At 42.1% G+C, this 19,752-nt stretch carries 15 protein-coding genes and 1 other RNA gene; 1 reads left to right on the top strand and 15 read right to left on the bottom strand.

Features of this window, described 5'->3' with window-relative positions; all coding sequences use genetic code 11:
• Positions 1–108: 108 nt before the first annotated feature.
• Positions 109–2,475 carry an ATP-dependent RecD-like DNA helicase gene (locus tag HT721_RS04910; RefSeq protein ID WP_173229168.1) on the top strand — a complete coding sequence of 789 codons (2,367 nt, stop codon included), beginning with the start codon at positions 109–111 and terminating at the stop codon, positions 2,473–2,475.
• 47 nt (positions 2,476–2,522) lie between these two features.
• Here HT721_RS04910 and tig read toward each other — a convergent pair whose 3' ends face one another.
• The 15 genes from tig to rnpB form a co-directional block, all read right to left on the bottom strand.
• Complete coding sequence (tig, locus tag HT721_RS04905; RefSeq protein WP_173229165.1) at positions 2,523–3,806, bottom strand: trigger factor; 1,284 nt, start codon at positions 3,804–3,806, stop codon at positions 2,523–2,525.
• 161 nt (positions 3,807–3,967) lie between these two features.
• A complete protein-coding gene (locus HT721_RS04900) occupies positions 3,968–4,600 on the bottom strand; it encodes a response regulator transcription factor (protein WP_173229163.1) in 633 nt (210 codons plus the stop codon).
• Positions 4,601–4,613: 13 nt separating this feature from the next.
• Positions 4,614–5,609, bottom strand: coding sequence for a sensor histidine kinase (locus tag HT721_RS04895; RefSeq protein ID WP_173229161.1), 996 nt, complete (start codon positions 5,607–5,609; stop codon positions 4,614–4,616).
• On the bottom strand, positions 5,606–6,304 hold the full coding sequence (gene liaF / locus HT721_RS04890) for a cell wall-active antibiotics response protein LiaF (protein ID WP_173229159.1): 699 nt from the start codon (positions 6,302–6,304) through the stop codon (positions 5,606–5,608). The genes HT721_RS04895 and liaF overlap by 4 nt, the downstream gene beginning before the upstream one ends.
• Positions 6,305–6,380: 76 nt before the next feature.
• Positions 6,381–7,391, bottom strand: coding sequence for a type 2 isopentenyl-diphosphate Delta-isomerase (gene fni, locus HT721_RS04885; RefSeq protein WP_173229157.1), 1,011 nt, complete (start codon positions 7,389–7,391; stop codon positions 6,381–6,383).
• On the bottom strand, positions 7,375–8,382 hold the full coding sequence (locus tag HT721_RS04880) for a phosphomevalonate kinase (protein WP_173229155.1): 1,008 nt from the start codon (positions 8,380–8,382) through the stop codon (positions 7,375–7,377). Before HT721_RS04880 ends, fni begins: the two co-directional genes overlap by 17 nt.
• On the bottom strand, positions 8,369–9,322 hold the full coding sequence (gene mvaD / locus HT721_RS04875) for a diphosphomevalonate decarboxylase (protein WP_173229153.1): 954 nt from the start codon (positions 9,320–9,322) through the stop codon (positions 8,369–8,371). Before mvaD ends, HT721_RS04880 begins: the two co-directional genes overlap by 14 nt.
• A complete protein-coding gene (gene mvk / locus HT721_RS04870; RefSeq protein ID WP_173229151.1) occupies positions 9,304–10,182 on the bottom strand; it encodes a mevalonate kinase in 879 nt (292 codons plus the stop codon). The genes mvaD and mvk overlap by 19 nt, the downstream gene beginning before the upstream one ends.
• A 176-nt stretch (positions 10,183–10,358) precedes the next feature.
• Positions 10,359–13,097, bottom strand: a complete 2,739-nt coding sequence (locus tag HT721_RS04865; protein WP_173229149.1) for an SHIRT domain-containing protein — start codon at positions 13,095–13,097, stop codon at positions 10,359–10,361.
• A 379-nt stretch (positions 13,098–13,476) separates the two neighbouring features.
• Positions 13,477–14,409 (bottom strand): N-acetylmuramoyl-L-alanine amidase family protein, encoded by a 933-nt coding sequence (locus HT721_RS04860; RefSeq protein WP_173229147.1) that lies wholly within the window; start codon positions 14,407–14,409, stop codon positions 13,477–13,479.
• A gap of 99 nt (positions 14,410–14,508) precedes the next feature.
• Positions 14,509–15,198 carry a response regulator transcription factor gene (locus tag HT721_RS04855; protein ID WP_173213440.1) on the bottom strand — a complete coding sequence of 230 codons (690 nt, stop codon included), beginning with the start codon at positions 15,196–15,198 and terminating at the stop codon, positions 14,509–14,511.
• Positions 15,199–15,209: 11 nt separating this feature from the next.
• Positions 15,210–16,634, bottom strand: coding sequence for an NADP-dependent phosphogluconate dehydrogenase (gene gndA, locus HT721_RS04850; protein WP_050275793.1), 1,425 nt, complete (start codon positions 16,632–16,634; stop codon positions 15,210–15,212).
• A gap of 75 nt (positions 16,635–16,709) precedes the next feature.
• Complete coding sequence (gene mapZ, locus HT721_RS04845; RefSeq protein WP_166731147.1) at positions 16,710–18,116, bottom strand: mid-cell-anchored protein MapZ; 1,407 nt, start codon at positions 18,114–18,116, stop codon at positions 16,710–16,712.
• 12 nt (positions 18,117–18,128) lie between these two features.
• The gene (locus HT721_RS04840) at positions 18,129–19,286 is read right to left on the bottom strand and encodes a class I SAM-dependent RNA methyltransferase (protein ID WP_173229145.1); all 1,158 of its coding nucleotides are present in this window, start codon (positions 19,284–19,286) and stop codon (positions 18,129–18,131) included.
• Positions 19,287–19,370: 84 nt separating this feature from the next.
• Positions 19,371–19,751, bottom strand: an RNA gene (gene rnpB / locus HT721_RS04835) — RNase P RNA component class B.
• Position 19,752: the final 1 nt, after the last annotated feature.

The raw sequence follows: 19,752 nt of genomic DNA, 5'->3' as shown, positions 1-19,752 counted from the left end.
GATAGAACTGACGAAGTCAGTAACATATATACGGCAAGGCGAAGCTGACGTGGTTTGAAGAGATTTTCGAAGAGTATTAACTCTCACCTATTTATGCAAAGGAATCTTATGGAAGTTTATTTTTCAGGAACCATTGAACGGATTATTTTTGAAAATCCCAGCAATTTTTATCGTATCCTCCTCCTAGAAATCGACGATACAGACGCAGAGGATTTTGATGATTTTGAAATTATTGTCACCGGCACCATGGCTGATGTGATTGAGGGCGAAGACTACACTTTTTGGGGGCAAATTGTCCAGCACTCCAAGTATGGGGAACAACTGCAAATCAACCGTTATGAACGTGCAAAACCAACTAGCAAGGGCTTGGTCAAGTACTTTTCAAGTAGCCATTTCAAGGGAATTGGTCTCAAGACAGCTCAGAAAATAGTGGACACCTATGGCGACAATACCATTGACGAAATTTTGCAACACCCAGAAAAGTTAGAAGGCATCGCAGGACTATCTGCCAAAAATCGCGAGGCTTTCGTCTCCACTCTCCGTCTCAACTACGGAACGGAGATGGTTTTGGCCAAACTAGCCAACTACGGCATTCCCAACAAACTAGCCTTTCAGATTCAAGACTTTTACAAGGAAGAAACCCTTGATGTGGTTGAAAATTATCCCTATCAACTGGTTGAGGATATCAAGGGGTTGGGATTTACTATTGCTGACCAACTAGCTGAGGAACTAGGCATCGAAAGTCAGGCTCCTGAACGCTTCCGTGCAGGACTAGTTCATAGTCTTTTTCAGGCCTGTATGGAAACAGGGGACACCTATGTTGAAGCTCGGGATTTGCTAGAACAAACCCTTACTCTCCTTGAATCTTCTCGCCCCGTAGAACTGGATCCCAGTCAAGTTGCCCAAGAACTCTCCTACCTGATTGAAGAAGACAAGGTTCAGCAGATTGATACAAAAATTTTTGACAACAGCCTCTTTTTCGCTGAGGAAGGCATCCGCAGTCACTTGGTTCGTATCCTTGAAAAAGGAAAACAGAAGAGTCATGATTTAGAAACCATTCAAAAACATATCGCTACTGTCGAAGAAGATCTGGAGATTGAATATGATAACATTCAAAAACAGGCTATCTGTGATGCTATCCAGAACAAGGTCTTTATTCTGACAGGCGGTCCAGGTACTGGTAAGACAACGGTTATCAATGGGATCATCGCTGTTTATGCCCTCTTAGAAGGACTTGACCTCAGGAAAAAAAGCAATTTACCGATTCTTCTTGCTGCTCCAACTGGTCGAGCCGCTAGGCGCATGAATGAATTAACAGGCTTGCCTAGCGCTACTATACACCGCCACTTAGGAATGACAGGTGACGATGATACCAGTCATCTGGAAGATTATCTGGATGCTGACTTTATCATCGTGGATGAATTTTCTATGGTGGATACTTGGCTGGCCAATCAACTCTTCTCCAACATCTCTTCTAACAGTAAAATCCTCATCGTGGGCGACAGCGACCAGTTGCCTTCTGTCAGTCCTGGACAAGTTCTAGCTGATCTGCTTCATATTCCCTTGATTCCTCAGACTCGCTTGGAAAAAATTTACCGGCAAAGCGAAGAATCAACCATCGTCACCCTAGCTAGTCAAATTCGACAGGGCATCTTGCCAGCTGATTTCACTCAGAAAAAAGCTGACCGTTCCTACTTTGAAATCGCTAGTGGCCATATTCCTGCCACCATTGAAAAGATCTTAGGCGCTGCCCTCAGAAGTGGTATTCCTGCCCGTGATATCCAAGTTCTGGCTCCCATGTACCGAGGGACGGCAGGGATTGATGCTATCAATCAGCTCATGCAAGACCTGCTCAATCCACCACAAAAAGACCAACTCAGTTTTGAAGCTCCCCAGTGTCACTATCGTAAAGGAGATAAGGTCATTCACTTGGTCAACGATGCTGAAATCAATGTTTTTAATGGAGATTTAGGAGCCATCACAGACCTGATTCCGGGTAAATACACCGAGTCGAAACAAGACGAGATTGTCATTGATTTTGACGGCAACGAGGTCTCTTACCCACGTAACGAATGGTACAAGATTCGCTTGGCCTATGCCATGAGTATCCATAAGTCTCAGGGAAGTGAGTTCCCTGTTGTTATCCTACCTATCACCAGTGCTAGCAGGCGTATGCTGGAGCGTAATCTCATCTATACAGCCATTACACGCGCCAAAAGCAAGCTTATCTTACTAGGCGAATTACAGGCCTTTGACTATGCTACCCAACATATCGGAACTGCCCGAAAAACCTATCTGATTGAACGCTTCAGTGATTTATTGGAGAATGTTGAAGAAAAGCAACCAGCTATCTCCGAAACAGCCACATCAAACGCCTCTGAACAATCCTACATCCTGACAGAAGAAAACTGGGACAGTATCCCAGCCATGATTGGGATTACAGACGCAGACCTCAAAGAGATTTTTGGAAAATAGTGCACAAGAAAACCCACCAATTCAGGTGGGATTTTTGTTTATTAAGATTATTTAACTGTTGCTGTGCTTGTGATCAATTCAACAGCTTTTTTAATTGTGATGTCGTGTTTTAACATATCAGCTGAAAGCAAGCTTTGTACTTGAGCAACTTCCATGTTGTAGTCTGCAGCCAATTGCTCGATTTCTTTTTGGATTTCTTCTTCTGAAGCATCAAATCCTTCAGCTTTGGCAACTGCTTCGATAACAAGGTTAGTCTTAGTACGTGACTCAGCTTCTGCTTGGTATTGATTGTGAAGGTCTTCTTGAGTAGTTCCAGTGATTTGGAAGTACATGTCAGGGTTGATACCTTGACGTTGCAAGTTTCCAAGGAATTCGTTTACTGAGCGGTGAACTTCTTCGTGAATCATTTCTTCTGGAAGTTCTACGATTTCAGCGTTTTCTACAGCTTTATCAATTGCTGCACCTTCTACTGCATCTTTGTAAGCTTCTTCTTTAGCAGCAGCCAATTCATTACGGTATTTTTCTTTCAATTCAGCAAGTGTTTCAACTTCTTCGTCGATGTCTTTTGCAAGCTCATCGTCAAGAGCTGGAACTTCTTTAGCTTTTACTTCGTGGATAGTTGTCACGAATTTAGCTTCTTTACCTGCAAGGTCTTCTGCTTGGTAGTCTTCTGGGAATGTTACAACGACATCAACAGTTTCACCAGCTGAGTGACCTACCAATTGATCTTCGAAACCAGGGATGAATTGACCTGAACCAAGTCCAAGTGAGAAGTTTTCACCTTTTCCGCCATCAAATTCAACACCGTCGATAGAACCAACGAAGTCGATGACAACAGTGTCGCCGTTTTCAGCAGCAGCTTCTTTGATAACCAATTCAGCCAAGTTATTGCGTTCGCGTTCGATACGCTCTTCAACGTCAGCGTCAGTTACTTCTTTTTCAACATCTACTGATACTTCAAGGTTTTTGTAGTCACCCAATTTTACTTCAGGTTTTGTAACGACTTCAGCAGTGATAACCCAGTCTTGACCTTTTTCCATTGAAGTTACGTCAATTTTTGGTTGAGCAACGACTTCAAGACCAGCTTCTTTTACAGCTGCTTCATAAGCATTTGGCAAAAGAGCGTTCATAACATCTTGGTAAAGTGACTCTTCACCAAATTTTTTATCGAAGATAGGACGTGGAAGGTGACCTTTACGGAAACCTGGAACATTAAGAGATTTCTTCACTGAGTTGAAGACACGATCCAATTCTGGTTTGATTTGGTCTTGAGAGATAGTGAAAGTCAAGACACCACGGTTTGTTTCTTTGTTTTCAAATGATACAGACATTCTGTCATTTCTCCTTAAAATTTTTTAAATACAGTCTATTATAACATAAACGAGCGACTTTTTTCAAGTAACGAATGCGCTTTTCAATGATGGGGGAGGTACTTGCTCACTTCTTTGATACTAAATTAAGTCATTTCTCCAACACTATTTTTACATAACTATTAAAACTCCTCATGCCCTACCAAATGATGCTGAAAGGCATAGACCGCTGCCTGGGTACGATCGCTGACTTCAAGTTTGGCTAGGATATTGGACACATGGGTCTTGACCGTCTTGAGAGAGATAAAAAGTTCATCAGCGATGCGCTGATTTTCGTAGCCCTTGGCGATGAGTTGGAGAACATCTCGCTCACGCGCAGTCAGGTCCTCATGTAGTTCTATATGATTGCGATGGTATTCGACCTTCTTGCTGACCTCTTGTTCAATAGCCAGCTCGCCAGCAGCCACCTTACGGACGGCATGGAGCAGTTCGTCTGCACTAGAAGTCTTGAGCATATAGCCTTTGGCACCAGCATTCAAAACCGGCATGATTTTTTCATTGTCCAAGTAAGAAGTCACAATCAAAATCTTGGCTTCAGGCCATTCTTTGAGGATGGCCAAAGTCGCGTCAATTCCATTCATTTCAGGCATGACGATATCCATGACAATAACATCTGGACGCAATTTCAAGGCTAAGTCAATACCCTGAAACCCGTTGGACGCTTCCCCTATAACTTCTACATCATCTTGGAGGTCAAAGTAGCTTTTCAAGCCCAATCGGACCATTTCATGGTCATCTACCAGTAAAATTTTCATCTTTACTCCTTTATCATTCCTTATCTAACAAGGGAATACGGATATCAACTGCCAGCCCTTGCTTTGGAGCTGTCAAGAGTTGAACCGTTCCCGCCATATCTTCAACCCGCTCCTTGATATTGCGTAGTCCATAACTCAAGTCATCTAAACTCCCTAACTGAAAACCAATTCCATTGTCCACCACCTTCAGCTGCAATTCAAGATCCGTCTGATAGAGGTAGACATCCAGACAAGAGGCCTGGGCATGACGGAGGGTATTGCTGATCAACTCTTGCAGGATGCGGAAGATATGCTCCTCGATTTTCTTAGGCAATTTCGTCACATTTTGCTTGAAACTAACCTTGAGATCACTCTTGTCCTCAAGCTCTTTTAAGAGGATTTGAATCCCTTCAACCAGACTCTTCTGCTCTAGTTCAACAGGCCGCAAATGCAAGAGCAAGACCCGCAAATCCTTCTGGGCAGTTTCTAAAATAGCTGTGACACTCTGCAACTGGGTCTGCATCTTTTCTCTATCCAATTTCAAAGCCTGCTGACTGATACCTGACAAAATCATGTGGGCCGCAAACAACTCCTGACTGACTGTATCGTGCAAATCCCTAGCAATCCGCTTTCTTTCCTTCTCAATGATTTCCTCTTCCTGAGCAAGACTGTGATTTTCAGCTTTTTGAAGAGCTTCTGTCAAAAGATTAAGTTTGCCAGACAAGGACTTGAAACTGGCATCCAAATCTGGATCTGCAACCTGAACCACTTCTTGTCCTGCTAATAAACGCTTGAGATTAGTCTGCATTTTTCTTAGAGAAAGCTCTTCGACACCTCGCCAAAACAGGGCTAAGAGACAGGTCATGGACATGCTGAACACCAACAACAAAAAGACAAATTTTTCTGTTTTTTCGACATCGTGCAAGAAAATAGACCAGTCAAAGTCAAGGATTTCCATCAAGCTGTGGGAGAAAAATAAGACAAACAGGAAGGAGGTAATGACAATGATTATATAAGCTTGTTTTTTCATCCTCTGACCACCTCCACATCCCCAATCATAGTGGTCAAGAAAATCTTTACACTCTTGTTACTCTTGAGATAGTCTTTCGTTTCCTGATGATAGTGTTCATTGCGAAGGGCTCGCTTGGGCTGATTGAAAAAATTCAAATCCCCATATAGACAATTAACACTGAGACTGACTTCTACATCTACAGGCACAATGATTTTGGTCGTTCCTACCATCTTTCTGAGGATAATGACATTGTCATGATTGGTTAGGATGACCCTCTCAAGATGAATGGTGTCCTTGCCCATGAGACGAAAGAGATTGATATCATCAAACTGGCAAGTTTGATAACTTGAAAAATGATGGAGATTCCCAAACCAACGATTTTTCTCCTTCTTAACCGTTACCACCTCTTCAAAAACCAAATTTGTCTGCTCTTTTTCCTGGTTCATCATCGGATAAAGAAGAAAGAGGCTATAGATGACCGCAACAAAAATAGCTAGAATCACAAAAGGATTGAGCATGACGATGAAAAAGAAGAGAATGGTTGCCACCACTAAAAGAAGGTTATTGCCCTCTTTACCAGTGTAATAGCGAATCAAAAGCAAAAAGAGGAATAAAAGTAGCAAAAAACGCGAAAAATGCTCTGACACCATCAAAATCAGAGCTCCTGTCAAAAGACAGGCTTCGATAAATAAAAAGATTTTAAATTTTCTCATACATGTATCCTCTCCCTTCTATTTTATCACAATTCAAAAAAGTCACCTCGGTCTGAAGATGGAAAAAAGGCGGTGGTTACGCCTTTTTCATCTGATCATTTGCTTCTTTTAATTTTCCATAAAGAAGATAGTCTACGTTTTGCAGATCGGCTATGGTGGCACAATTAAGGGCACACATGATCAAGCGTAGATCTGCTTTCCAGCCTTGGATAATGCCGATCACTTCTTCAACTGAATAGGTTTCAACCAATTCCAGAACTGTTCGAGACAGGCCTACAGCCTTGGTACCAAAGACCAAGCACTTAATCATATCCAGCGGATTGCGAACGCCTCCACTGACCAAGAGTTCGACCTTGTCTTTCCAGTCTTGGGCATTGAGAAGGGCTTGCATGGTAGACTGGCCCCATTGATTGAGGTAGTCACGTTGGCCACTGCGACGGTTTTCAATATAGGCAAAGCTGGTACCACCACGACCTGATAGATCAACAGTTCGAACACCCAGTTCATAGGCTCTTTCGATGGTCTTGGCATCCATCCCAAAGCCAACTTCCTTTAAAATGATTGGAACGGGGATGCGCTCACTGTAATCTGCTAGATGCGATTGCCAGCTTCTGAACTTCCTTTCTCCCTCCGGCATGAGTAATTCCTGCATAACATTGACATGCACCTGCAGGATAAGAGGATTCATTTCTTCTACAGTCTGAAGGCCTAACTCGACAGGCTTGTCCAATCCAATATTGGTTCCAAGAAGGAGATTTGGATGGCTATACTTAACAGAAAAAGAGTCATCTGCTGAATCTTTGAGGGCTGCGCTATAAGAACCTGTCACAAACAAAATCCCACAGACATCTGCCACCTGAGCTAGCTTTTGATTGATTTCTTTACCTTTTTCACTCCCACCCGTCATGGCATTGATATAGAAAGGAAAATCCCACTTTCGTCCAGCAAACTCTGTCGACAGATCGATTTCATCCAGGTCGTAAAGAGGCAAGGAAGAATGAATCAACTCCACCTCATCAAAGCTGTTGTAGGAACTTTTCTGCTCAAGGGCATAGCGGATGTGCTCATCCTTACGATTTGTCGTCATGTCCCATCCTTTCTTGGTATAAGAGCTCAATCCCCAGATCGGCCCAACGGTTTTTTAGGGTTTCAGTTGATTGCTCATCAAAACTCAAGGCAATACCACAATCACCACCACCAGCGCCGCTACTCTTGGCAACAGCCTGCAAATCTTGACTGGCCTCTTTCAACTGTCTAAGCGAAGGCGTGTAAATATCTGCGCTCAAGCCTTCTAAAAGCTTGCTTGCCACTTCTACTTGCTCGATAATTTTTTCAACTTTCCCCTGCTTCAAGGCTTCTACCAAAGAAACCACCGTTTCTTTTGAGGAACTTAAAAATTTCTGATTGATATTTTGCTTGATTTGCTGAACCATGTGACTCGATACAGCCACTTCCTTGGTCCATCCCACTAGGAAATCACATTCTAATGCAGGTTGTACGTGTGAGATTGAAAAGCTCCAATCACGCTCTAAAACTGTCGCTAAGTTTTCTTCTTCCAACCAAGCAGCCACCTTCTGGCGATCAAATGACTGGTAAAGAACCAATTCCTCTGCCACAATACAGGCAATGTCCCCCATAGAACCATTGTCTCCGCGCTTGAGCAAGACAGCACTGGCCAGCTTGAACAAGAGATCCTGATCAACCGAAAGCTTATACAGAGCTAGCAGAGCCTTGATGACCAAAACAACGACGCTACCGCTAGAACCCAGACCAAACTTTTTCCCTTCTCGTTCCATTTTTCCACGGATTTCTAGAGAAAAAGGTCGCAAGGTCTGCCCACGATAAACGAGGAAATCTTGCACTAAAGCAATCGTTTCTTGAATCAAGCTATAGTCAGGATTTGGCGTCAAGTCCACTGCAAAATCAAACATATCCGAGTAGATACGGTAACTATCAGAAAAAGCAATCTCGCCCTTCATATAGATAGGAATGGCCTTTATCAAGGCCAACTGCCCTGGCTCTAAAATAGCATATTCACCTGCCCAATAGAGTTTTCCGCAAGTTTTAACAGCAATCATCTTGACTCAAATCCTTTGTTTTTGACACAATCAAGCGATAACGTTGACCGAAGATTTCTGATAAATGCTCCAAGTCTTTCTCCTGACAAAGGACCTTGACATTGGGACCAGCATCCATAGTAAAGTAGCAGGCTTCCCCTTGCTCGCGAAGCTGACGGACAAAGTCCATAGCCTCATAAGAAGCATCCGTCAGATAAGAAAAGGCTGGTGATGCTGTTTTGGTCGTAGCGTGCATAGCTAGGGCATTTTCCTCCGTTAACTCCCCAACCTTGGGAAAGTCATTTTCCTTGAGATAAACCAGCATATCCTGATAATCCTTCTCAGACTGACGCACCCAGTCATCAAAGGTCGTCGATGTTTCCACACAAAGTTTCATCCCGTCACGGCTAGAAATTGGTTTTTTCTTGTCTTCTAGCACCAACATCATCATAGCTAGCTTCAAGTCTGTCTCTACCGGGTAAATCTCTCCGCTATCCTTGTCCCAGGCTCCTAGCGGTCCATAAAAACTCCGAGAAGAAGAGCCTGAGGCAAACTTCGCTTCCTGCGCCAACTGACTTCTATCCAATCCAAGCTTGAAATAAGCATTACAAGCCTTGACCAGGGCGGACAAACCACTAGAACTTGAGGACAGACCCGCCGCGGTAGGCATATTGTTCTGAGTATCTATACGGACAAAGCCCCCACCTTCTGGACGGTAACGGTCAATAATCTTGCTCATCTTGGCATGCTCCGCCTCATTTTGTAGCTGACCATTGATATAAAAGGCATCAGCCTTTACATTGGCTGGTAAAGGCGACAAGGTCGTCTCCGTATACATATTTTCCAAAGTCAAAGAAATACTGCTAGTAGCAGGCACCATCTCTTTTTCTTTTTTCTTTCCCCAATATTTGATAATAGCAATATTTGCGTAGGAACATACTGTTACAGGCTCTCTATCCATGTCTGAACAGCTCCTTTCTCTTCTAATCTTTCTGCTAGTTCTTGTGCGTGTGTCAAATTGTCTGCCAAGGCTATGATACAACCTCCTAGCCCACCACCGCTCATCTTAGCCCCCAGAGCACCATGACTAAGAGCTGTTTCAACCAAAGAGTCTGCCTCAGGGCTACTAACACCAATTTCTTTCAAATGTAAATGCGCTTGACTGAGGATTTGTCCCAGTCTTTCAGCATCTTTTCGTGAAATCGCATCCTCTGCCTGCTGGGTCAATTCTCCCAAGGCATACAAAAACGGTAGAGCATCCTTGCCCTTACTTTGAACCACTTGGATGGCTTCACGAGTGTGACCATAAACACCGGTATCGGCAATCACCAAATAGGCGGATAGAGCCATCTCAAGCTCTGTAAATCCTACATTCTTGATAAAGCGAATAGGTTGGTCACTGAGACAGGTCTTGGCATCCAAACCACTTGGATTCATATGGGCAATCATCTCAGCCCGATTGACCAAGATTTCCAATACATCATGAGGCAGGTCGGCTTGATAGTAGTCAAAAACCGCACGAATGGCCGCTATGCTGATAGCTGCTGACGAACCCATTCCCCGTTTTTCAGGAATAGCCGAGTCAATCTCACAGCAAACGCAGGCTTCTTTGATATCCAAATACTCCAGAGAAGCATAAACTGCCATGGACAAGGTATCCTCCTCATAGAGGCGCCAAGGACTTTCAGCAGGGACCACCTTACAAGTCACCTCCACCTCCAAAAGAGGCAGGGAAATGGCAGGATAACCGTAAACGACCGCATGCTCCCCTATTAAAATAATCTTACTATGTGCCTGACCGACACCATTTTTTTTTGTCATTTTTTCCTTTTACTAGACGAAAAAGTCGTCTCATTTTTTTCATACAAGTATTGCTTCTCTCCTATCTATTTTATTATATTTTCACAAAAAAAGCGATTGTTTCCATTCACAATCGCTTTTCCCATTATAAGGATATATTTACATCGTTTTATTATTTAAACGATTTTTAGCATATCCTATTCTTCTCGTTTTTTAGAAAATACCGTCAAAGCACCTAGGAGAGATAAGCCACCTAGAGCTACCAACCATTCATCTTGTTGACTACCTGTCTGAGGTAGTTCATCCCACTTGTGCACTTCAGTACTTCCTTGATTCCAATCTTCTGAAGAAATTGAGGTAGGAGTTGGTGTTGGTTGCGGTTCTGGTTTTGGTTCCGGCTTAGGCTCCGGTTTTGGTTCCGGTTTTGGCTCTGGTTTTGGCTCCGGCTTAGGCTCCGGCTTAGGCTCTGGCTTAGGCTCTGGTTTCGGTTCTGGCTTAGGCTCTGGCTTTGGTTCAGGCTTAGGCTCTGGTTTTGGCTCCGGCTTAGGCTCTGGCTTAGGCTCTGGTTTCGGTTCTGGCTTAGGAGTCGGTGCGTTAGCCACGAATACCCATGTTCCTACAAACTCTACATCTGCTTTATTTACTGCTTTACTTTCTGCATCGTAACTCTTGAATACCCATTTCCCATCATTTTCTGTATCAACATACTCTGTTTTTGTTGGTTGAATTGTTGTTACATTTGATTTATCTACATAACGGTTTTGGTCTGTTGGTTTATAGTCTTCGATTGCTTCTGGCAATGTCTTACCTGGTGTCCCACTTTCAAATTTATAGGTTACACCATATTTATTAGCTTCGAATACCCATGTTCCTACAAACTCTACATCTGCTTTATTTACTGCTTTACTTTCTGCATCGTAACTTTTGAATACCCATTTCCCATCGTTTTCTGCATCTATATACTCTGTAGTTGTCGGTTGTGTTGGTGTTACATTCACTTCATTTTCGTAAGTAGCTGTATCTTTTGGCTTATAGTTTTCGATTACTGCTGGTAATACTTTTCCCTCTGTTCCACTTTGGAATCGGTAGAATACATTATAAAATGTAACATAACCTAGTTCTAAAACGTTAGCTTCTACTTTGTTAATAGGTAAATTTGTAGCTGAATCCAGGCTTAACCAGCCACTACCGATTCTACCTGCACTTGGATGAACATTACCCTCAACAGAACCTGTTACTTTTAGTACTGTATTTCCATTTGTATCTGCTAACTCTTTGGCTTTATCTTGATTAATACGAACAACCATCTGATTGATTTCTTCATCACTCTTATTAGGGAATAAAGCTTTAAGTTCTGTTGATGTAAGAGATCGAAGTGTCATATTGCGCAGAATTGTTTCAGCAATAGACTTACCTTCATCCGGTTTTACTACACTCTCAGCTATACGCTCATTTCGTTCATTTTCCGATCTATTACTATCATATCCGTTTAAAGATCTAAGAATCATTCTAAATGTTATATTATGGTTACCTTTAGTTTCAACACCAAATGTGACTCTAGGGTCCGTATTACTAACGATTGAATTAAAGCTATCTTTTGTATTTCCTAAGGATGCCCCTTCTTTTGAATACACATTTAGGATTTCCTTCGTTCCATCTTCCTTAATTCCAAGAGCATACAATGGTCTCCATGAGTAACCATTAAACTCTGCATATAATTTTTCCGGAACTACTAAATCTTTGTCTAAATTCACATTTAAGTCTACATAGGTGTAAGTTTTTTTCTTTTCATCTAATTTAAAGTTATTATCCTTGTATGTGTTTGATAAAACAGGGCCTACATATCCTACATGAGGATTTCTATACACAGTCATCGCTGTAGTGTTATCCATTTCAAACTCAGCTTTTAAAACCACTTCATTAACCTTAGTAGTATCATTATTTTCCGGATTCACTTTGTCAATGATTTTTCGAACGTTCCCATCTATTTCTTCCCTATGTAGTTTAGTATTTGGCAATACATCTTCTGATTTAACATTCGTATCAATATGAACCTTATTATCGTTAATTTTAAATTTATTCATTCCACCTATAATAGCAAATCCCATAGAAAATTTATCAGCAGGGAAAGGCTCATCTTGATCATTTAAACTGGCATATACACCGTATAGCCTGGAATCAGCTTTCAATCCATCTGGAAAGGCTGTGGCTAAAGTGTCTTCTGGGGAGAACAGTCTTGCTCCGTCCGCAATTTTCCCATTTACTGGCGGCATATCAGACCAACCAAGAAAAGTTTTTGCAGCGCCACGGAAAAGACCTGGATTAGATAAGGGACTCCCTAATTTATCTGTAGCATTCTTATATGTATTTTCAGTATCTTTTTTTTCGTGTGATTCACTTGTCCATTGACCAATAAGACTTACTTTACCATCATAATTTGCTGGTTCTGTTGCTCTTTCAAGCCCTCTAGGTTTTTCCTCATTATTTCTTGCTCCATCGCTACCCTCTGGCTTAATATCTGTTGGTACAGCTCTATCACTACCTAGCGTTGTAGCAGACACATCATTTCCATTTCTTACTTCCGCTGCACGAGGTACTCCTTGAAGAGAGTTTCCATTACTCTCAGTTGATGCAGCTGTATTTGTATTTGTATCTATATTTGTATTTGTATTTTCTATTTCTGTGTCACCAGTATTAGCACCAGAAGTGCCTAGTGTGCTTGTTGTACTTGCTGAACCTGGTGTACTTGGTGGGGCTGGTGTGCCTGATACTGGTTCGCCTGCTCCTGGTCCATCCGCTTGAACAGTCGCCACACCAGTTGCAAAAAACAACACCGAAGCCACTGCCACACTGGCTACTCCCAAATGATGTTTTCTAATAGAATAGCGTAAAACTTTTTTCCCGTTTTCTTCACATTTTCTTGACTTAAAGTTCATTTTCAACCTCATTTCTTTTTACAAATGGGTACTTATACCCCCCCCCCCTTAAATATTTAAGTATTTAAAGAAGGTTCGATTTTTAAGCCTAAAATTGTAATTGTTATGGTGCTTTCAAAAAAACACTTGATATTACACTAACATTATATACCTTTTTCTAAAACATGTCATGTAAAACTGGGCAAAAACTCAATTTTGTTAAAAATAAGTAAATAAGTAAATCTTTCCACAATAAACCGCATATTATCAAGGTTTTGCCAATTTTTTGACGCCTGATAATATGCGGTTTTCTGATTTTAAAAACTTTTTATCCAGTATCACTTCGTGAAGCTGCACTCTTACTTAAAATTTATCTCAAATTACAAAATACTATCATTATTTATCGAATCCATTCGCCATTATAATTGACAGAATAGCCATCTACAGTGGTATTCACTGCTAAAGCACCTGAGCTATAAGCATAGTACCATTTACTACCGACCTGGAACCAACCAGTGACCATAGCTCCTGATGAACGGAGATAGTACCACTTGTTACCGAGGTATTGCCAGCCAATTTTCATATCGCCATTCTCAGCATCTAAATAGTACCAAGTTGAGCCTTCCTGATACCAACCAGTTGCCATAGCTCCTGATGAGCGAAGATAGTACCACTTATTACCAAGATATTGCCAACCAGTTTGCATTGCAGCACTTGTTGAATCCAGATAGTACCAAGTTGAATTATCATTGATCCAGCCACGCACTAGCTCCCCAACCGTCAAACTGTCGATACGAGCATCGAAGCTACCATCCTCCTGTAAATAATACCAATGCCCTTCGTCAGAAATCCAACCAGTTTTTAAAGTGTGATAGCTACGCTGATCTTCAAAATAATAGACTCGTTTCTCTGCTGGACTATCATATTGTTCCCCATGATGTTTGTTGGTATTTGTAGCAGTTTTTGCTTCTAAAACTTGCTTACCAACAAATTCTTGTAGTACACCATCTTGACCAAAGTAAAACCAATCTGGTCTAAAAGCAATATCTTGCCTTAGAGAAGAACCAATCGTAACCCCTTCGTGTGGAGCAGGTATATATTGCCAGCCGACAACCATCTCTCCAGATAAAGGATCAAAATAATAGTACTTACCATTAATCACTCGCCAATCCGTTTCTTTGATGTCCCCCTTCTTGTAGTAGGTTCTACCATTTTCTTTGACAAATTGCCAACCTTCTGAATCAGCATCATCCGCCAATACTGCACTTGTCGCTAGCAAACCAAAGAAAAAGACTGCTAATGCGATTGACATCAATTTTTTTATTATTTTCATTAGACCTATCCTCCATAACTGATTGTAGCAAAGACCCGACTGCATGTCAATATATAGAAATCTTTCAAAAAAAGCAGTTACATAACTGCAACTGCTTTTCTATTCTTGCATGGTGTAACCGACACCACGAACGGTTTTAATATAGCTTTTCTGACCTTTTACATCAAGCTTGCTACGTAGATAACGGATATAGACATCCACGATATTGGTTTCGGTCGCACTTTCATACTTCCAAACACTTTCCAACAATTGCTCACGAGTCAAGACCTTCTTGCTTCCCATGAGAGTAGCCAGAAGGTCATACTCACGACGGGTCAGAGCAATCATCTCCTCGCCACGATAAACGGTATGATGCTCTACATCCATACGCAGATTGCGGTAAGAGGTTGGAACCTTCATCTGACTACAGTGTTGGTCGATGAAGTCCCGACCTCGGAAAATCGCTGAAATACGAGCTACCAGATTCTCAATAATAACTGGCTTATAGATGTAAGAAACGGCAAAGCGTTGGATTGTCTCAATCTGATCTTGCAAATCTTCACGATGGTCCAAGACCATGATGACTGAAGCTGGCTTAGTCCGACTCAGCTTATCTGCAAAATCCTGGGCTGTCATATCCCCCAGATGAGCATTCAATAAAATCAAGTCATAGTCTGTCTGAAGAGCCATGGAGAGGGCTTTTTGCCCCTCCTCAACCTGATCAACTCGGTATTGCTCTTTTTGGAGTTCCAAACTTAAAAAATGAGCTAGATTTCGTTCTTTCTCAAGTAATAAAATCCGTTTCCCCATGGCAGACCTACTTATTTTTCGTCATACCAAGAGTAGTGGAAGGTTCCTTCTTTGTCTTTACGTTGGTAAGTGTGGGCACCAAAGTAATCACGTTGTGCTTGGATCAAGTTAGCTGGAAGGTCAGCTGAACGGTAGCTATCAAAGTAAGTAATCGCTGCTGAGAAAGTTGGCACTGGCACACCAGCTTGAACAGCAAGAGCTACGATATCACGCACTGCTTGTTGGTACTTAGCAGTAACATCCAAGAAGTACTCATCCAAAAGAAGGTTAGCAAGGTCTGCATCACGGTTGTAGGCATCTGTAATCTTTTGCAAGAAACGAGAACGGATAATACAACCATCACGCCAGATAGAGGCGATGTCTGCAAATGGCAAGTTCCAGTTGTTTTCTTTAGAAGCTACACGCAATTGAGCAAAACCTTGTGCATATGAAATGATTTTTGAGAAGTAAAGGGCTTGACGGATCTTTTCAATCAACTCAGCCTTGTCTCCTTCAAATTTGAAGGCAGCTGGTTTTGGAAGAACCTTGCTTGCATGTACACGTTCTTCTTTGTAAGTAGAGATGTAACGTGCAAATACTGACTCAGTGATGAGTGACAATGGCACACCAAGGTCAAGTGACGATTGGCTAGTCCATTTACCAGTTCCCTTGTTACCTGCAGCATCAAGGATGTAGTCTACGATTGGTCCATCTTGACCTTCATCGTCTTTACGGCTCAAGATATCAGCTGTGATTTCGATCAAGTAGCTGTCCAATTCACCCTTGTTCCACTCAGTAAAGATTTCAGCCATATCTTCTGCAGAAAGTCCTAGCAAGTGTTGCATCAAGTCATAGCTTTCTGCGATCAATTGCATATCACCATACTCGATACCATTGTGAACCATTTTCACATAGTGACCAGCTCCGTCAGGACCGATGTAAGTCACACATGGTTTGCCATCTTCTGGTGCTTTAGCTGAGATTTCTTCAAGAACATCCGCAACCAATTCATAGGCTTCTTTTTGTCCACCAGGCATGATAGAAGGACCTTCAAGGGCACCTTTTTCACCACCAGAAACCCCAGTACCGATAAAGTTGATACCTGAGTTTGCCAATTCTTCACTACGACGGATTGTATCTTTGTAGAAAGTGTTTCCGCCATCAATCAAGATATCACCCTTGTCAAGGTGTGGAAGAAGGGCTTGGATAGTAGCATCTGTACCAGGTCCAGCTTGAACCATCAGCATGATACGACGAGGTTTTTCGATTGAGTTTACAAAACTTTCAACATCATAGCTTGGTACAAAGTTCTTTTCAGGATGGCAAGCAATTACATCTTCAGTTTTTTCTTTACTACGGTTGTAAATAGCAACTGTGTAACCACGAGATTCAATATTAAGGGCAAGGTTACGACCCATTACGGCCATACCTACGACACCAAAGTTAGCTTTTGTCATTTGACACTCCTCTTGTTTGATTTGTTTTATTTTATCATTTTTACTTTTGAAAAGAAAGAATTTTGTAACGACTGCTTAGTAGTCCAAGTCATCCGCATGACCAGCGCCATTTCCGACAAAGTAGCCTGTCTTACAGTTAAGGGTAAAGAGATAGGTTCCATCTGGCTTGTAGAGGTTGTAATAACCATTGCCATTAACGATATTGACACGTTCAAGGATATATTGGTCTCCAGTGATATAGCCACGTGAACGTGAAGTCGCTAGAATTTGTTCCAAGACACCATCCGCGAAATCCCAGGCAGAGTTGTTACTATCATCAATAGCAGACTGGTTATAGGCAACACGACTGGCACTTCTTTGAACAGCAACCCCCGCACTTGATAGACCCATATTGACTTCACTGCGAGTACTTCTAGTTTCATTTGATCCCGTATTTGAACTACTTGGGCTTGTCTCACTAGTCGTATTTGAGCTTGCTTGACTGGAGCTTGAGCTACTAGTTTGACTTGAACTTGAACTCGAAGCACTTGTTTGCTGGCTCTTACCAAGGCTGATAGCCTTATCTAGCACTTTATCAAGCTCCGTATTTCCAGTTTTAATATCTGTAAATTTAGCATCCGATTTGGCTTTGGCATTGGTATCCAAGACACCATCCACAATAGCTGGTTTTTCAAATTGTGCATTGACATCTTGAATGGCCTTAATTTGCGTTGCTAGACTATCATATTTAGATTTGGCAAGCGTATGTTCACGACTACCTTCCAGCTTATCAAGTAAGGTCTTGAGTTGACTTAGTTTATCAAACTGGCTATTTTTCAAAGCCGTTTTATTGCTGTCTGTGTAGAAGGCGTCATAAAGTGTATTAAAATCATCCACATCCGATTGATTGGCTGTAGTTGATTGAGAAGTTTCAATTTCCTTGGTCGAGCGATTCACTTGACGATAGACATAATAAGCACTGACACAGATAACTACTGATACAAGCGCCAAAACGGTCAAAACAAAGCCTTTTTTGCTTTTCTTTTCTGAGTCTTCTTGTTCCAGACGAGAAAGACTCTGCTCCTCTTCCACTTCTTCAGTCATTTCTGTTGGATTTTCATCCTCTAGCAATAGAGGATCCAAGTCTTGCTCCTCATCGTCCAGAGGCAAGGGTGGTAAGATGTCTTCAGAAGATGGAACTTCCTCCGAAGAAGCTTCTGACTCTTCTACAGCCTCACGCACTTCTTGGATTAAATCATCCAGACTCTGAGTTTCAACTAGCTCCTCTTTTTTGTATTGACGAGTCGCAAACTTATCCGCCTCAATTTCATCTCTGTGTTGCTTAACATACTTGTCCAAAATGGAATCCTCAGGCAAGACTCCTGCTTCCACTTCTTCATTTTTACGAATAGCTTGACCAACTGTTAGCTCTTTTGCTTCATCAAAATCAAATTGCGGTTCTTGACCTTCTTTTTTATGACGATTTCGTCTTTTTTTACTCATGAGTATCCCTTTCTATTTTACCTCTTGCCGTTTGACACGCTGACCAAAATATTGATACAGATCCACTTTCAAGGTTCCGTTGTATAACTTACGCTTCTTATCTGCTTGGCTACCATACTTGCTTTCAAAGGCTTCATCACTAGTCAGGATAAATTTGCTCCAAGTTTTCAGTGGTGCAAATACTTGCCCCATCTCAGCATAGAGCTTGGTCACCCCTGCATCATCTGACAAGCGTTCACCATAAGGCGGATTGGAAATAATCACACCATTGATTTTATCGGAACGCAAATCCTGCACGCGCATCTGCTTAAAAGTAATGTCTCCTGCAACACCAGCTGCCTGGGCATTAGCCTTAGCAATTTCTACCATGCGAGCATCAATATCACAGCCCATGATATCCAGTTCCAGCTCACGATCCACTTTTTGAGCCGCCTCTGTGCGAACATCTTGAATCAAGCGATCGCTAACCCAGTTCCATTCCTCAAATGCAAAAGAGCGACGCAGACCTGGAGCCATCTTTCTAGCAATCATGACCGCCTCGATACAGAAAGTCCCCGAACCACAGGTCGGATCAATCAAAGGCTTGTCTGGATACCAGTTAGAGAGTTGCAAAATAGCTGCCCCCATGTTTTCCTTGATAGGAGCGCCTCCTTTTTCGGTACGATAGCCACGTTTAAAGAGACTGGAGCCTGTCGTATCAATCATGACAGTTGCCACATCTTTGAGAATAGAGACCTCAATCTTAAACTCTGGGCCATTCTCCATCAGAGGAACACCTTCTGGGCGGGCGTAGTGTTTCTGCAATTTCTTGACAACAGCTTTCTTAGAAATAGCCTGTACACTGGGCTCATTGTGAAGTTTGGACTTAACACATTTGGCTTTTGAAATCGGGAACCGAGCTCCAAGTGGTAAATAATTTTCCCAATCTAAAGCAAAAACTCCCTGAAACAACTCTTCAAAAGTCTTAGCTGGGAAAGTTCCTACAATGATCTTGATACGATCTGCTGCCCGAAGCCAGACGTTGGTTTCGATAATAGCTCTCACGTCTCCTTGAAAACGAACACGTCCATTTTCAACCTGACAATCGTAGCCCAACTCTCGTACTTCTCGTCCCACAACAGCTTCAAGACCTGCTGCCACAGTTGCAATTAAATTAAATTCTTTTTTCATGTTACAGTCTTGCAAGACCTTTCTATATGTCCACTTTAAAAAATGAGGTTGAGAAAATTTCTCAGCCCCAACCTATATGCAATTTTCTATAAGCCATGTTTTGTTCCAGAAGTGACTAGGACCACTTCCTTCGATAATCATCTGTCTACCACTAACAGCTCTAGCTGATAGCAGTCAGAATACTACGTTCGTTTCCGCGTACTCCATGCCCCGACCAAAATTTGGGTTGCTAGCTTGAGGGGTTTACCGCGTTCCACTCTCTCTGTTTCCAGAAAGACTCCGTCACTGTGGCACTTTCAAGCCTACTCTGACCTATCCAAGGACTTAGCCATTTCAACTGCCGTAACGATTTCTCGTCCCTAGGCTTATGGTTTCGCCTAGCACAAACACTACAGGCATCACAGCCTGTGCTAGCATGGACTTTCCTCATGAGAAGCAATTCTCCTCACGCGATTATCCAAAAATT

The organism is Streptococcus sp. 4094 (assembly GCF_013277125.1).
Taxonomy (GTDB): Bacteria; Bacillota; Bacilli; order Lactobacillales; family Streptococcaceae; genus Streptococcus.
This window is presented reverse-complemented; position numbering and strand designations above follow the sequence as displayed.

What these genes read in the sequence shown, in the direction of transcription:
- HT721_RS04910 (WP_173229168.1), top strand. Translation starts at nt 109, where the DNA reads ATGGAAGTTTATTTTTCAGGAACCATTGAACGGATTATTTTTGAAAAT.
- tig (WP_173229165.1), bottom strand. Translation starts at nt 3,806, where the DNA reads ATGTCTGTATCATTTGAAAACAAAGAAACAAACCGTGGTGTCTTGACT.
- HT721_RS04900 (WP_173229163.1), bottom strand. Translation starts at nt 4,600, where the DNA reads ATGAAAATTTTACTGGTAGATGACCATGAAATGGTCCGATTGGGCTTG.
- HT721_RS04895 (WP_173229161.1), bottom strand. Translation starts at nt 5,609, where the DNA reads ATGAAAAAACAAGCTTATATAATCATTGTCATTACCTCCTTCCTGTTT.
- liaF (WP_173229159.1), bottom strand. Translation starts at nt 6,304, where the DNA reads ATGAGAAAATTTAAAATCTTTTTATTTATCGAAGCCTGTCTTTTGACA.
- fni (WP_173229157.1), bottom strand. Translation starts at nt 7,391, where the DNA reads ATGACGACAAATCGTAAGGATGAGCACATCCGCTATGCCCTTGAGCAG.
- HT721_RS04880 (WP_173229155.1), bottom strand. Translation starts at nt 8,382, where the DNA reads ATGATTGCTGTTAAAACTTGCGGAAAACTCTATTGGGCAGGTGAATAT.
- mvaD (WP_173229153.1), bottom strand. Translation starts at nt 9,322, where the DNA reads ATGGATAGAGAGCCTGTAACAGTATGTTCCTACGCAAATATTGCTATT.
- mvk (WP_173229151.1), bottom strand. Translation starts at nt 10,182, where the DNA reads ATGACAAAAAAAAATGGTGTCGGTCAGGCACATAGTAAGATTATTTTA.
- HT721_RS04865 (WP_173229149.1), bottom strand. Translation starts at nt 13,097, where the DNA reads ATGAACTTTAAGTCAAGAAAATGTGAAGAAAACGGGAAAAAAGTTTTA.
- HT721_RS04860 (WP_173229147.1), bottom strand. Translation starts at nt 14,409, where the DNA reads ATGAAAATAATAAAAAAATTGATGTCAATCGCATTAGCAGTCTTTTTC.
- HT721_RS04855 (WP_173213440.1), bottom strand. Translation starts at nt 15,198, where the DNA reads ATGGGGAAACGGATTTTATTACTTGAGAAAGAACGAAATCTAGCTCAT.
- gndA (WP_050275793.1), bottom strand. Translation starts at nt 16,634, where the DNA reads ATGACAAAAGCTAACTTTGGTGTCGTAGGTATGGCCGTAATGGGTCGT.
- mapZ (WP_166731147.1), bottom strand. Translation starts at nt 18,116, where the DNA reads ATGAGTAAAAAAAGACGAAATCGTCATAAAAAAGAAGGTCAAGAACCG.
- HT721_RS04840 (WP_173229145.1), bottom strand. Translation starts at nt 19,286, where the DNA reads ATGAAAAAAGAATTTAATTTAATTGCAACTGTGGCAGCAGGTCTTGAA.